10 protein-coding genes are annotated in these 13,774 nt (G+C 74.3%); 8 read left to right on the forward strand and 2 right to left on the reverse strand.

What is annotated here, in order from left to right; all coding sequences use genetic code 11:
* The 3 genes from secF to PSU4_RS14770 are packed head-to-tail and all read left to right on the forward strand — an operon-like array spanning position 1 to position 4,209.
* Positions 1 to 1,275 (forward strand): protein translocase subunit SecF, encoded by a 1,275-nt coding sequence (gene secF, locus PSU4_RS14760; RefSeq protein ID WP_147108159.1) that lies wholly within the window; start codon positions 1 to 3, stop codon positions 1,273 to 1,275.
* Positions 1,272 to 1,832 carry an adenine phosphoribosyltransferase gene (locus tag PSU4_RS14765; RefSeq protein WP_147108162.1) on the forward strand — a complete coding sequence of 187 codons (561 nt, stop codon included), beginning with the start codon at positions 1,272 to 1,274 and terminating at the stop codon, positions 1,830 to 1,832. The genes secF and PSU4_RS14765 overlap by 4 nt, the downstream gene beginning before the upstream one ends.
* Positions 1,833 to 1,878: 46 nt before the next feature.
* Positions 1,879 to 4,209, forward strand: a complete 2,331-nt coding sequence (locus PSU4_RS14770; protein WP_246115123.1) for a RelA/SpoT family protein — start codon at positions 1,879 to 1,881, stop codon at positions 4,207 to 4,209.
* Positions 4,210 to 4,294: 85 nt separating this feature from the next.
* Here the strand turns inward: PSU4_RS14770 and PSU4_RS14775 are convergent, their stop codons facing one another.
* A complete protein-coding gene (locus PSU4_RS14775; RefSeq protein WP_147108165.1) occupies positions 4,295 to 5,158 on the reverse strand; it encodes a peptidylprolyl isomerase in 864 nt (287 codons plus the stop codon).
* A gap of 111 nt (positions 5,159 to 5,269) precedes the next feature.
* Between PSU4_RS14775 and PSU4_RS14780 the strand changes: the two genes are divergently transcribed.
* Genes PSU4_RS14780 through PSU4_RS14790 form a run of 3 tightly spaced genes read left to right on the forward strand, consistent with a single transcriptional unit; the run spans position 5,270 to position 7,826 of the window.
* Positions 5,270 to 5,962 (forward strand): MBL fold metallo-hydrolase, encoded by a 693-nt coding sequence (locus tag PSU4_RS14780; RefSeq protein ID WP_147108168.1) that lies wholly within the window; start codon positions 5,270 to 5,272, stop codon positions 5,960 to 5,962.
* Complete coding sequence (gene hisS, locus PSU4_RS14785) at positions 5,959 to 7,254, forward strand: histidine--tRNA ligase (RefSeq protein ID WP_147108171.1); 1,296 nt, start codon at positions 5,959 to 5,961, stop codon at positions 7,252 to 7,254. The genes PSU4_RS14780 and hisS overlap by 4 nt, the downstream gene beginning before the upstream one ends.
* Before the next feature lie 5 nt (positions 7,255 to 7,259).
* On the forward strand, positions 7,260 to 7,826 hold the full coding sequence (locus PSU4_RS14790) for a class I SAM-dependent methyltransferase (RefSeq protein ID WP_147108174.1): 567 nt from the start codon (positions 7,260 to 7,262) through the stop codon (positions 7,824 to 7,826).
* Here the strand turns inward: PSU4_RS14790 and PSU4_RS14795 are convergent.
* Positions 7,762 to 8,991 (reverse strand): YibE/F family protein, encoded by a 1,230-nt coding sequence (locus PSU4_RS14795; RefSeq protein WP_147108177.1) that lies wholly within the window; start codon positions 8,989 to 8,991, stop codon positions 7,762 to 7,764. The genes PSU4_RS14790 and PSU4_RS14795 overlap by 65 nt on opposite strands.
* A gap of 907 nt (positions 8,992 to 9,898) precedes the next feature.
* On the opposite strand from PSU4_RS14795, the gene PSU4_RS31290 reads away from it, so the two are divergent.
* Both PSU4_RS31290 and PSU4_RS14805 read left to right on the forward strand, forming a co-directional pair.
* The gene (locus PSU4_RS31290) at positions 9,899 to 12,349 is read left to right on the forward strand and encodes an intein-containing Rv2578c family radical SAM protein (protein ID WP_186816952.1); all 2,451 of its coding nucleotides are present in this window, start codon (positions 9,899 to 9,901) and stop codon (positions 12,347 to 12,349) included.
* Between the two features lie 206 nt (positions 12,350 to 12,555).
* Positions 12,556 to 13,752: a hypothetical protein gene (locus PSU4_RS14805; RefSeq protein ID WP_147108180.1), complete on the forward strand. Its 1,197-nt coding sequence runs from the start codon at positions 12,556 to 12,558 to the stop codon at positions 13,750 to 13,752.
* Positions 13,753 to 13,774 lie beyond the last annotated feature (22 nt).

Below are 13,774 nucleotides of genomic sequence, written 5' to 3' on the forward strand. Positions count from 1 at the left end.
ATGGCTCCGCAGAACAACGGTCAGGGCACGCGCACGCCGAGCGCGACCGGCGGGAAGACCCGTGCCAGCGTCCTGACCCGGCTCTACACCGGCACCGGCGCGTTCGACATCGTCGGCAAGCGCAAGATCTGGTACATCACGTTCGGCGCGCTCGTGGTGATCTGCCTGCTGTCGATCGTGCTGCGCGGCTTCAACCTCGGCATCGACTTCACCGGCGGCACGAAGATCCAGTTCTCGGCCACCGGGGCGGCCGGCCCGATCTCCACCCAGCAGGTCTCCGACGTCTACGAGCGCAGCATCGGGCAGGAGCCGGCGTCGGTGCAGACCGCCGGGTCCGGCGCGTCGGCCACGATCCAGCTGCGGTCCGAGCCGATCGACCAGGCCCAGACGCTCGCGCTCAAGGACGCCCTGTTCCAAGCGTTCCAGCCGCTGGGCCCCGATGGCACACAGTCGCCGCAGGCCATCAGCGACAGTGCGGTCAGCGGTATCTGGGGCGGGCAGATCACCCGGCAGGCGATCATCGCGCTCGCGGTGTTCCTGGTGCTGGTGACGGTGTTCCTCGCGTTCTACTTCGAACGTGCGATGGCCGTGGCGGCGCTCGTCGCGCTGCTGCACGACGTCGTCGTCACGGCGGGCATCTACTCGATCATCGGCTTCGAGGTCACCCCGGCCACGGTGATCGGCCTGCTCACGATCCTCGGGTTCTCCCTGTACGACACGGTCGTCGTGTTCGACAAGGTGCGCGAGAACGTCCGCGGACTGCTGGGGCTCACCCGGCGCACCTACGGTGAGGCGGCCAACCTGGCGCTCAACCAGACGTTGATGCGCTCCATCAACACCTCGCTGATCGCAGTGCTGCCCGTCCTGGGCCTGATGGTCGTCGGCGTCGGGCTGCTGGGCGTCGGCACCCTCGCCGACCTGGCCCTGGTCCAGCTCATCGGCATCATCGCCGGTGCGCTGTCGTCGCTGATGCTGGCCACGCCGCTGCTGGTCGACCTCAAGATGCGCGACCCGCGGTTCCGCAAGCAGGCCGAGCGTGTGACGGCACGCCGGGCGCGCGCGGCCAAGGCGGGCACCGCCGACGGCACCGTCGACGACGACGCGCTCGATGCAGGCGACGAGGAGTCGGTCGCGCGGGCGCTGCGCCGCGAACGGGCGGTCGCGGCCGCCGCGGGCACCCCCGCCCGCGCGCAGCGTCGCCCCCAGGGCGGCGGGCGGCCGACGGGCAAGTCGGGCCGGCCCACCGGGCAGCCCTCCGGGAAGCGCAGACGATGACGGCGCAGCCCGTCGGGGCCGGCCACGACGAGGAGACCGCGCAGCGGCTCACCCGGCTGGCGGAGCTGGTCCGTGACGTCCCCGACTTCCCCGAGCCCGGGGTGCTGTTCCGCGACATCACACCGGTACTGGCCGACGCCGAGGCACTCACCGTCGTCGCCACCGAGCTCGCGGCCCTGGTCGGGGACGCCGACCTGGTCGCGGGCGTCGAGGCACGCGGGTTCCTCATCGGGTCCGCCGCCGCGGTCGTCGCGGGCGTCGGCGTCGTCCCGGTACGCAAGGCGGGCAAGCTGCCGCGGGTCGCCGCGAGCCGCAGCTACGCCCTCGAGTACGGCGAGGCCACCCTCGAGCTCCCCGACGGCGTCGTCGCCCCCGGGACGCGGGTGTTCGTCGTCGACGACGTGCTCGCCACCGGCGGGACCGCCGCTGCGACGTGCGCGCTGCTCGCCGACGTCGGGGCGACCGTCACCGGGTTCGGGACGCTCGTCGAGCTGGCCGCCCTCGGCGGCCGTGCCGCGTTGGCCGACACCGAGGTCCACGCTCTCCTGACGTACTGAGGCCCGGCCCGGACGCGGGGGTTATCCTTCTCGAGGTGGAGCGCGCATGACGGATCTGCAGCCGGCCGCACCGCCGGTCCCCGGTCCCGAGGGCCCCGGCGCGGCGGTGACGAAGCCATCGGCGACGCGTCGCGTCCGCGCCCGCATCGCCCGCCGGATGACCCCGCAGCGCGTCGCGATCGTCAAACCGGTCCTCGAGCCGCTGGCCACGGTGCACCGCACCATGCACCCCAACGCCGACCTGGGGCTGCTGCAGAGCGCCTACGACGTCGCCGAGGCCAAACACGCCCACCAGAAGCGCAAGTCGGGCGACCCGTACATCACGCATCCGCTCGCCGTCGCCACGATCCTGGCCGAGCTGGGCATGGACACCACGACACTGGTGGCCGCGTTGCTCCACGACACCGTCGAGGACACCGACTACTCCCTCGAGCGGTTGTCCACCGACTTCGGTGACGAGGTCGCGCACCTCGTCGACGGTGTCACCAAGCTGGACAAGGTCGAGTTCGGCTCGGCCGCCGAGGCCGAGACGATCCGCAAGATGGTCGTCGCCATGGCCCGGGACCCGCGCGTGCTGGTCATCAAGCTGTCCGACCGGCTGCACAACATGCGCACCATGCGGTTCCTGCCGCCGGAGAAGCAGGCCAAGAAGGCCCGCGAGACCCTCGAGGTGATGGCGCCGCTGGCGCACCGCCTCGGCATGGCCACGGTCAAGTGGGAGCTCGAGGACCTGTCGTTCGCGATCCTGCACCCCAAGAAGTACGAGGAGATCGTGCGGCTCGTCGCCACCCGGGCGCCGTCGCGCGACACCTACCTCAAGCAGGTCATCGACGAGGTCATGCAGCAGCTCGAGGGCGCGCGGATCGCCGCGACCGTCGAAGGCCGGCCCAAGCATTACTACTCGATCTACCGCAAGATGATCGTCAAGGGCCGCGACTTCGACGACATCCACGACCTCGTCGGGGTCCGGGTGCTCGTCGACGAGGTCCGCGACTGCTACGCCGCCATGGGCATGGTCCACGCCCTGTGGCAGCCGATGCCGGGCCGGTTCAAGGACTACATCGCCCAGCCCCGGTTCGGTGTCTACCAGTCGTTGCACACCACCGTGATCGGTCCCGACGGCAAGCCGCTCGAGGTCCAGATCCGCACCCGCGAGATGCACCGCACCGCCGAGTACGGCATCGCCGCGCACTGGCGCTACAAGGAGACCAAGGGCTCCAACGCCCAGGGCACCGTCGAGATCGACGAGATGTCGTGGATGCGCCAGCTGCTCGACTGGCAGCGTGAGGCCGCCGATCCCGGCGACTTCCTGGAGTCGCTGCGTTTCGACCTGGCGTCGCAGGAGATCTTCGTCTTCACCCCGAAGGGCGACGTCGTCACGCTGCCCACCGGTTCGACGCCGGTCGACCTCGCCTACGCCGTGCACACCGAGGTGGGCAACCGCTGCATCGGATCGCGGGTCAACGGCCGCCTCGTCGCGCTCGAACGGACCCTGGAGTCCGGCGACGTCGTCGAGATCTTCACCTCCAAGGCCGAGGGTGCCGGTCCCAGCCGGGACTGGCTGCAGTTCGCCGCGTCGCCCCGGGCCAAGACCAAGATCAAGCAGTGGTTCGCCAAGGAACGGCGCGAAGAGGCGATCGAGGCCGGCAAGGACGCGATCACCCGTGAGGCGCGCCGCACCGGGATGCCGCTGCAGCGCCTCGCCTCGCCCGACTCGATGGCCGCGCTGGCGCGGGAGCTGCACTTCCCCGACCTGTCCGGGCTCTACGCCGCGGTCGGGGAGGGCCACGCCAGCGCCCGGCACGTCGTGCAGCGTCTCGTCGCCCTGCTCGGCGGCATGGAGGACGCGGAGGAGGAGCTCGCCGAGCGCTCCACCCCGTCGACGGTCCGCCAGCGCAGGCCCACCGGTGACGCGGGCGTCATGGTCGTCAACCCCGACGGCAGCTCCGCCGGCGACATGTACACCAAGCTCGCCCGCTGCTGCACGCCCGTGCCCGGCGACGACATCCTCGGCTTCGTGACGCGCGGCGGCGGCATCAGTGTGCACCGCACCGACTGCACCAACGCGCTCGACCTGCAGGCCCGCTCCGAACGGCTGCTCGACGTGGCCTGGGCGGTGTCGCCGGGGTCGGTGTTCCTCGTCGCGATCCAGGTCGAGGCGCTCGACCGGCACCGCCTGCTCTCCGACGTCACGAAGGTGCTGGCCGACGAGCGCGTCAACATCCTGTCGGCGTCGGTGACGACGTCGCGGGACCGGGTGGCGGTGTCGCGGTTCAGCTTCGAGATGGGCGACCCGAAGCACCTCGGGCACCTGTTGCGTACGGTCCGCAACGTCGAGGGTGTCTACGACGTCTACCGTGTGACGTCGGCGAGCTGACCCCGCCCGCGGCCGCGGTGGGTGCCGGCACGGCGCGGCCCCCGCACTCGGGGAGCGCGGGGGCCGGGCCGTCGGGCTCGCGTCGTCAGCCGGCGGTGGCCTTCTCGATCGTCACCGGGGTGATGGGCTTGCCGCCGCCCGGGCTGGGCTCCATCGAGCCGTCGCTGCCGGCCTTCGCGACCGTGTCGACGACCTGCAGGCCCTCGGGCGCGATCTCGCCGAAGACGGTGTAGCTCGGCGGGAGCTCCGCGTCGCCGTAGATCATGAAGAACTGGCTGCCGTTGGTGTCCGGGCCGCCGTTGGCCATGGCGAGCAGGCCGCGACCGTAGGTGAGCTGCGGGAACACCTCGTCGGCGAACTGGTAGCCGGGGCCGCCGCTGCCCGAGCCGGTCGGGTCGCCGCACTGCAGCACCTGCAGGCCCGCGGACGTGGTGAGCCGGTGGCAGCTCGACCCGTCGAAGTACCCCTGCTGGGCGAGGCTCACGAAGCTGTTCACCGCGCACGGCGCCAGGTCGCGCGACAACGTCATCGGGATCGCGCCCGCGCTCGTCTGCAGGGTCACCGGGACGGTGCCGCGGGCGCTGACGTCGGCACCCGGCGGCGGGTTCACCGGCTTCGACGCCGAACCCGAGGCCGTGTAGTCGCACGACACCGTCGCCGGGAACGGGTCCGGGCGCGTCGGCAGCGGGACCGTGGCCGTCGGGATCGCGTCCGGGGTGACGCCCGCGGCGGCCGCGCTGCTGCCGGGGTCCGTCGACGACGAGGTGTCCGTCCCGCCGCCCGAGCCGATCGTCGTGAGCAGCACGACGCCGACCACGACCACCACCACGACGACCGCCGTCGTGATCGTGGCGACCTGCTTGCGGCGCCGTGCCTGCTCGGCCCGGCGCTTCTGCTGGCTGGCGAGCTTGCGCTTGGCAGCCTCGCGTCGCATCTGGTTCGTCGCCACCGCGGTACGTCCTCCTGGCCTGGTCCTCCGGCGCGCTGCGGGTGCCGCCGGGAGCGGCGAGCCTATCGACCGTGCCTGAGAGGAACCTGGGCGGGCGTCTAGGCTTCCCGTGTGCTCGTTGCAGGCTTCCCGGCCGGGTCCTTCCAGACCAACTGTTACGTGCTCGCCCGCGCGGCGGGGGAGGCGTGCATCGTCGTCGACCCCGGACAGGACGCGGTCGAGCCCCTCGAGGAGCTGCTCGCCGAGCATCGGCTGAGCCCCGTCGCGGTCCTGCTCACCCACGGCCACTTCGACCACACGTTCAGCGTCGCCCCGGTGTGCGACGGCAACGACATCCCCGCCTGGATCCACCCCGACGACCGGGACATGCTCGCCGACCCGATGAAGGGCATCTCCGCCGAGTCGGCGGCGTTCTTCGGCGGCCGCCTGGAGCTGCGGGAGCCGCGCTCGGTCGAGCTGCTCGCCGACGGGGCCGACCTGGAGCTCGCCGGGCTGACCCTGCGCGTCGACCACACGCCCGGCCACACACAGGGCTCGGTCGTGTTCACCACCCCGTCCGACGACGGGACCGAGGTCATCCTCGCCGGTGACACCCTGTTCGCCGGCTCGATCGGCCGCACCGACCTCCCGGGCGGGTCGCACCAGCAGCTGCTGGCCAGCGTGCGCGACAAGCTGCTCGTGCGCGACGACTCCGGATTCGTGTTGCCCGGCCACGGCCCGACGACCACCATCGGCCGGGAGCGGGCCACCAACCCGTTCCTGCAGGACCTGGGCGAGCAGCCGCCCGCGCGGAGGGGAATGTGACCGCCACCTCGACCGGGGCTGCGTCGACCGGACGGACCCAGCCGTTCGCCGCCCCCAAGGGCATCCCTGAGTACCTGCCCGCCGACGGGTTCGTCCGCGTCCGCGACGCGCTCGTCGCCGCCGCCGACCGCGCCGGCTACGGCCACATCGAGCTCCCGATCTTCGAGGACACCGGCCTCTACGCCCGCGGCGTGGGGGAGTCCACCGACGTCGTCAGCAAGGAGATGTACTCCTTCGCCGACCGCGGCGACCGCTCGGTGACGCTTCGCCCCGAAGGCACCGCCGGCGTCGTCCGCGCCGTCATCGAACACGGCCTCGACCGCCAGGGCCTGCCCGTCAAGCTGCGCTACGCCGGCCCGTTCTTCCGCTACGAGCGCCCCCAGGCGGGCCGCTACCGCCAGCTCCAGCAGGTCGGCGTCGAGGCCATCGGTGTCGACGACCCGGCGCTCGACGCCGAGGTCATCGCCGTCGCCGACGAGGGCTTCCGCTCCCTCGGGCTCACCGGCTACCGCCTGGAGCTGACGTCGCTGGGCGACGCCGAGTGCCGGCCCGCCTACCGCGACCGGCTCCAGGAGTTCCTCGCCGGCCTGCCGCTCGACGACGCCACCCGCCACCGCGCCACGATCAACCCGCTGCGCGTGCTCGACGACAAGCGCCCCGAGGTCCGGGCGCTGCTCGCCGACGCCCCGCTGCTCGTCGACCACCTCTCCGACACCTCCGCCGCGCACCACGCCGCGGTGAAGCGCCACCTCGACGACCTGGGCGTCGCCTACGTCGAGAACCCGCGCATGGTCCGCGGCCTCGACTACTACACGAAGACGACCTTCGAGTTCGTCCACGACGGACTTGGTGCCCAGTCCGGGATCGGCGGCGGCGGCCGCTACGACGGGCTCATGGAGATCCTCGGCGGGCAGGCGCTGTCCGGTGTCGGGTTCGGCATCGGCGTCGACCGCACGCTGCTGGCCTGCCGGGCCGAGGGCATCGCGATCGACGACGCACCGCGCGTCGACGTCTTCTGCGTCCCGCTGGGCGACGAGGCGCTCGACCGGCTCGTCGTGGTCGCCGCGGCGCTGCGCCGCGCGGGCGTGCGCGCGGACGTCTCGTACGGGGGCCGCGGACTCAAGGGCGCGATGAAGTCCGCCGACCGCTCCGGCGCGCGGTTCGCGCTGGTCCTGGGCGAACGCGACCTCGAGGCCGGGACGATCGGCGTCAAGGACCTCCACTCCGGCGACCAGGAGTCCGTCGCGCTCGACACCGTCGTGGACGCGGTCACCGGTCGCGTCCGCGGCTGAGCGCGGTGGCCGTCGCCGACCGGGACCGCTGGGACGCCCGGCACGCCGGGGCAGGGGCCGGGGCACCGGCACCGCCCGACGCCCTGCGCGGCCGCGAGCACCTGCTGCCCGCGGGCGGGCGGGCACTCGACGTCGCCTGCGGACGCGGGACCGTCGCGGCCTGGCTCGCGCAGCAGGGGTTCGACGTCGACGCCGTCGACGTGTCACCGGTCGCCCTCGCCGCAGGGGCGGCGCTGGAACCACGCGTGCGGTGGGTGCTCGCCGACCTCGACACCGGGCTACCCGCCGACTGCGCCGGCCCCTACGACGTCGTCGTCTGCCAGCGGTTCCGCGATCCACGGCTCTACCCGGCACTCGCGGCGGCACTCGCGCCGGGTGGGCTGCTGGTCCTCACCGTGCTGTCGGAGGTCGGCGACGAGCCGGGCCCGTTCCGCGCTGTTCCCGGGGAGCTGGCGTTCCCCGACCTGGTGACCCTCGCCCACGAGGAGGGCAACGGATCGGCGACGCTCATCGCCTCCCGAGCTCCGGACGCGGCTCCCGGCTCGCCACCAGCGCCGCCAGCCCCGTCGTGATCGGCACCGATGCCACCAACCCGATGCTGCCGACGAGCGTCCGCACGATCTCCGTCGCCACGTCACCGATCGTCAGCACGTGCCCCAGCCCGTCGCCCGACACCGAGAAGATCAGCATCAACGGCAGCGACGCACCCGCGTAGGCCAGCACCAACGTGTTCACCGCCGACGACACGTGATCGCGCCCGATCCGCATCGCCGCCGCGAACAACCCACCCGCCGACAGGTCCGGGTTCGCCGCCCGCAGCTCCCACACCGCGCTCGTCTGCGTGACCGTCACGTCGTCGAGCACACCCAGCGCACCGATCACGAACCCCGCCAGCAGCAGCCCCCGCGCGTCGACGGGCGCGCCGAGCGTCGCGATCAGGTTCGCCGTCTGGTCGTCGAGGCCCGTGAGCCGTGCCGCGCCCGCGAACACGGTGCCCAGCAGCCCGATCAGCGCCAGCGACGCCAACGTCCCCAGCACCGCCGTCGACGTCCGCGCCGACAACCCGTGCGTCAGGTAGAGCACCACGAACATCACCAGGCAGGACCCGACGATCGCCACCGCCAGCGGGTCGTGGCCCGACACGATCGACGGCAGCACGAACAGCAGCAGCACCACGAACGTCATGCCCAGCGCCACCAGCGCCGCGAGCCCGCGCCGGCGGCCCAGCACCAGCACCGCCGCCGCGAACAGCACGGCCAGCCAGATCAGCGGCGGGCCACGCTGGAAGTCGACGACCTGGTAGGACCCGGGATCGAGAGGATCGGCACCCGACCACTGCAGCACGATCCCGTCGCCCACCGCGAACCGCGGCGTCGACGGCTCCACCGGCAGGATCTGGACGAGATCACGGCCCGGCAGGGGCCCGTCCTCCATCCGCACCGTCAGCCCGAGGCAGGCGTTGGTGCCGTCGCCGGGGGAGCAGTCGGCGCGCTGGGCGGCCACGACCTGCGCGTCCACCGGCGAGCTGGGCTGCGCGACCGTCGACGGCGGGCCGCCGCGCGGCCACAGCACGACCAGGCCGACCAGCGTCGCGAGCGCGCAGGGCACGAGGAGGGCCGCGATCAGGACGCGGACCCGGCGTGCCGAGGGGCCGGCCGGGGTGTGGCCGTGGCCGTGCCCGACGTCGTGCCCGAAGTCGTGCCCGACGTCGTGGCCGGTCTTGCCGGGGGTGGCCACGGGGCGGCGCCTTCGGGGTCTGCGCGGCCGGGAGCGGTCGTCCGCGTCCGTGTCGTTCCCGTCCCTGGAGCCGTTCCCGTCCCTGGCGCCGTTCTCGTCCCCGCTCGCGGCGGGGTCTGTCGACGCCGCGGCGGGCGCGGCGGTCCCGAGGTCGGTGCGGATGGCGCGTCGACGAGGCGTGCCGGTCGCGGACCCGGGCGGGGTGTCGGTCGCGGACCTGGGCGGCGTGCCGGTCGCGGACCTGGGCGGGGTGTCGGTCGCGGGCCGGGGTCGGGCGCCGCTCGCGGACTTGGAGGGGGTGGCGCCTGCGGACTTGGGCGGGGTGTCGGTCGCGGGCCGGGGTCGGGCGCCGCTCGCGGACTCGGATGGGGTGGCGCCTGCGGACTTGGGCGGGGCGCCCGTCGCGGGCCGCGGCGGCGGCGCTGCCCGACCGGCGTCGTCCTCGACCGCGGGGAGCCCGAGGACGGGCGTCTCGGGATCGGGGCCCGTGCCGGGGTCCGGCTCCGGCGCCCGGTGTCGCGGGCCGGCACCCGGGGGCGACGCTGCACGCCGTCGTCGGTCCTCGGGCGGGGGCATCACCGCATCCTTCCAACCGCGGGTCAGGCCCCCCGATCCGGTCGCCGACACGTCGCCGCCGCGGGCAGCCGGGCGGCGCCGCCGAGCGGGGTTCCGGCGGCCGTCGTGCGACGGCCGGTCCCCGGGGGGCGGGTCGTCGCCCCGCCGGACTCGTGGCCCGTCCGCTCGGAGACCGTGGGCTCCCCGAGCCTGCACCTGTGCGACCACGAGGGTCGAGGCCGGGCGAGAGCCGCCGGGTGCCGTAGTGCCGCTCACCGGACCAGGCTGCACGGTCGGCGATCGGGGCGACCTCGGGGTTGCGCGGTGTTCGAACGCATGTTCGAATCGTTGTGTGCGGTGGAGCGGACAGCGGGTCGGGGACGACGGGGTGGGCGGCGATGCGGCGCTGCCAGGGCTGCGCGGGTTGCTGCGCAGCGTACGGACGCCGGAGTTCGCCGGCACGGTGTTCCACGAGGTGGAGGCGAAGTCGATGCTGAACAGGGTCCCGGGCGGCTCCCCGATGCCCTTCTCGTGGACGGTCAACCCCTATCGCGGCTGTTCGCACGCCTGCGTCTACTGCCTCGACGGTGCGACGCGGGTCCTCCTGGCCGACGGGCGGACGCGTCCCATCGCCGAGCTCGGGGTGGGCGACGCCGTGCTCGGCACGGAGACGGGGGCCGACGGCGTCCGCCGCTACGTCCGCACCGAGGTCCTCGCGCACTGGGAGACCGACCGGGAGGGGTGGGAGGTCGAGCTGAGCGACGGGACGCGGCTCGTCACCAGCGGCGAGCACCGCTTCCTCACCGCACGCGGCTGGCGGCACGTGGCGCCGGGGTGGTGTCGCAGCGGCCGTCGCCCGCACCTGCGTGCGGGGGAGACGATGCTCGGTCCGGGCGCGCCGATGGACGCGCCCGAGTGGACCCCCGGCTACCGGGCCGGATACCTGTGCGGTGTCGCGAGGGCCGATGCGGCGCACCCTGCGGCGCACGTGGACGAGATGTTCCCGTCGGAGCGGCTCCCGCTGGCGACGTTGGCGCGGCTGCACCGGATGGTGTCGGTCGGCGCCGCGCCCGGCGTGCCGGAGGCCGCGATCTCCGGCCGGCCCGCGGACAGTACTGCTGACGAGGTCGCGGCGGGTGTCGTGGGTGCGGCCGCGGCACGCGCACCGGCACGGGCCGGCGGGGCGGTGCTGCCGGTCGACGAGACGGGTCCCGCGGCGTCCCCCGGCGGTCGCTGCGGGCCCGCCGTGCCCGGCCCCGGGCGTGCGCCGGCACCCGGATCGACGCGCCCGGTCCCGGCGGGACGGCCCGCTCCGGCCGGTCCCGGGCGCTGGGCCCGGGTCCGCAACGAGCCCGGCGTGTGGTCGCCGGCTCCGAACCGCCCGGCGGCGGGTCCGCGGGTCCGGACCCGCGGACCCGGCCGCGAGGGCGGAGAGCCCGGGCCGCGGCGCGTGCCATTGCCGGCCGGTGGGGGCATCCGTGCGGGAGCGGACGTCCCGGCCGGTCCGAGCGGGTGGCCGCTGCGGCCCGGGCTCGACTGGTGCGCCGGCTTCGTCGCCGGCGTGCTCGATGCCGCGGGCACCCGCACCACCGATGATCTGGTGGTGCGCGCGGCCGGACAGCGCGGCCACGAGCTCGTCGAGCACCTGGTCGCCGCCGGCCGTGCCGTGGGGCTCCGGTTCACCGGTTCGTCCACGGCGCGCGGCGTCGAGGGCACCGGCCGCCGCGGCGGGGTCGTCGAGGCGGTCCTGCCGGGCGACGCACGCACCGTGGCACGGCTCGTCGGCCGCGTCGACCCGACCTCGGCCGCGGTCCGCGACATGGCCGGTGCGACGGTCGCGGCAGCGGGTGCGCAGGTGGTCGGGGTGCGTGCGCTGGGTCGGCGGCAGCCGATGTTCGACATCACCACCGGCACGGGCGACTTCGTCGCCGAGGGCGTGATCAGCCACAACTGCTTCGCCCGCAACACCCACACCTATCTCGACCTCGACGCGGGAGCCGACTTCGACAGCCAGATCGTCGTCAAGGTCAACGCCGCCCGCGTCCTCGACCGGGAGCTGCGCAGGCCGCGGTGGCGCCGCGAGCCGGTCGCGATGGGCACCAACACCGACCCCTACCAGCGGGCCGAGGGCCGCTACCGGTTGATGCCCCCCATCCTGCGGTCGCTCGCCGACACAGGGACACCGTTCTCGGTGCTCACCAAGGGCACCGTCCTCACCCGGGACCTGCCCGACATCGCCGCCGCGGCCGACGACGTGCCCGTCGGGCTCGGCGTCTCGATCGCGCTGCTCGACGAGGAGCTGCACTCCCGGTTGGAACCGGGCGCGCCGTCACCGCGGGCCCGGCTCGACCTCGTCCGGCGCATCACCGACGCCGGGCTGCCCTGCGGGGTCATGGTCGCGCCGGTGCTGCCCCTGCTCACCGACTCGGCCGAGGCGCTCGACGCAGTGCTGGAGCGGATCGCCGCGGCCGGTGCCACCGGTGCGACCGTGCTGGCGCTGCACCTGCGGCCCGGCACCCGCGAGTGGTTCCTGCAGTGGCTGGCCCGGGAGCACCCCGGTCTGGTCGAGCGGTACGCGCGGCTCTACCGACGCGGCGCCTACGTCGACGCCGACTACCGCCGGGCGCTGGGGGAGCGGGTCACGCCGCTGCTGCGCCGCCACGGCCTCGACCGGCCGGTGACGACGATGCGGCTGCGCGGCCGGGCCGGCGCCCCGGACGCGGACGCCGGCCGCAACCGTGGGGCAGGGCGTCGGCGGGTCGGGGCTGCGCCGCGCGACGGGGAGCAGCTGAGCCTGCTGTGAGAACCGTTGCGCAGCAACGACTGCCACGTCCGGTTCGCGAGCAGGCCGGTGCCGCGACGGACGCCAGGACGACGATCCGCGAGCGGCCGGGAACGTGCGCGACCGACGATGTCGGGGTGCGCCGACCGCGCGCCGCCGCGCGGTATTCGCGGTCTGCTTCGGACATGTGGGTTGGGCCTGGGCCGCGACGGGTAAGGTCCACCACGATGGTTCGTGACCTGGCCGACTTCCCCAGGCCGGTGCTCGCGGCGCTGGCGGCTGCGGAGCGCCTGCTGACCCGCCGGTACGGCGCGTCGGTCGTGCTCGCCGATCCCGAGGACCTCGGCGGCAGCGACCGGTCCGTGGTGGCGCGCGCCCGCGTGGCGCGCAACCCGTTCTCGATGCGGCGCAGCGTCGTGGTCAAGCACTACGTGGCCGAGCCCGACGTCGACCGGCCCGATCCGTTCCACTTCGAGGTCGCCAGCTGCCAGCTGTTCACCGCGCTGCCCGCCGACTCCCGGCCCAGCCCCGTGATCATCGCCCACGACCCGCAGGCCCGGCTCCTCGTCCTCGAGGACCTCGGGCGCAGCTCCACCCTCGCCGACAAGCTCTTCGGGCCCGACCCCGCCGCCGCGCGGCGCTATCTCGTCGGCTGGGCCCGCGCCCTCGGCCGGATGCAGGCCGCCACCGCCGGCCGGGAGAACGACTTCGGGGCGCTGCTGCGCAGGCTCGGGGAGAAGGCCTGGCGCGACCCCATCGCCGACGAGGCCCGCGCCGCCATCGCGGGGGTGCCCGAGCTGCTGCAGTCGGTCCTCGGGGTGACCACCACGGCCGCGGCCCAGGCCCAGGCGCACGAGACCGCGCGGCTGCTCGGTGGCACCCGATACCGGGCGTTCAGCCCGTCCGACACCTGCCCCGACAACAATCTCGTCACCAGCCGCGGCGTCCGGTTCGTCGATTTCGAATGGGGCTGCTTCCGCGACGTCGCGCTCGACGCCGCCTACTTCCGGGTCCCGTTCCCCGGCTGCCGGGCCAGCTTCGCGATGCCCGACGGCATGAGCGAGGCGATGCTCGAGGCCTGGCGCGACGAGATCGCCGTCGTCTGGCCCGACCTGGACGACCCGCTGCGCCTCGACCGCCGGCTCCTCGACGCCCAGCTGCTGTGGGTGTGGCTCTGCACGTGGTGGTTCCTGCCCCGCATCCGGGAGCGCGACACGTCGGTCGGCCCGGAGACGGGCCGGTCACCGCGGATCAGCACCGCACTGTGCGACTACTGGCACCGTCTCAGCGCCGCCGCGGCCGAGGCGGAGGGGCTGGGCGCGACGGTGGAGCTCGCCGAGTCGATCACCGCGGCGTTGCGTGCCAGGTTCTCCGACGCCCCCGCCGCGCTGCCGCTCTACCCGGCGTTCCGCGGCACGGTCTGAGCCGCGCCACCGGGCCCGTGCG

Source organism: Pseudonocardia sulfidoxydans NBRC 16205 (genome assembly GCF_007989085.1).
GTDB lineage: Bacteria > Actinomycetota > Actinomycetes > Mycobacteriales > Pseudonocardiaceae > Pseudonocardia > Pseudonocardia sulfidoxydans.

What these genes read in the sequence shown, in the direction of transcription:
- PSU4_RS14805 (WP_147108180.1), top strand. Translation starts at nt 12,556, where the DNA reads ATGGTTCGTGACCTGGCCGACTTCCCCAGGCCGGTGCTCGCGGCGCTG.
- secF (WP_147108159.1), top strand. Translation starts at nt 1, where the DNA reads ATGGCTCCGCAGAACAACGGTCAGGGCACGCGCACGCCGAGCGCGACC.
- PSU4_RS14770 (WP_246115123.1), top strand. Translation starts at nt 1,879, where the DNA reads ATGACGGATCTGCAGCCGGCCGCACCGCCGGTCCCCGGTCCCGAGGGC.
- PSU4_RS14765 (WP_147108162.1), top strand. Translation starts at nt 1,272, where the DNA reads ATGACGGCGCAGCCCGTCGGGGCCGGCCACGACGAGGAGACCGCGCAG.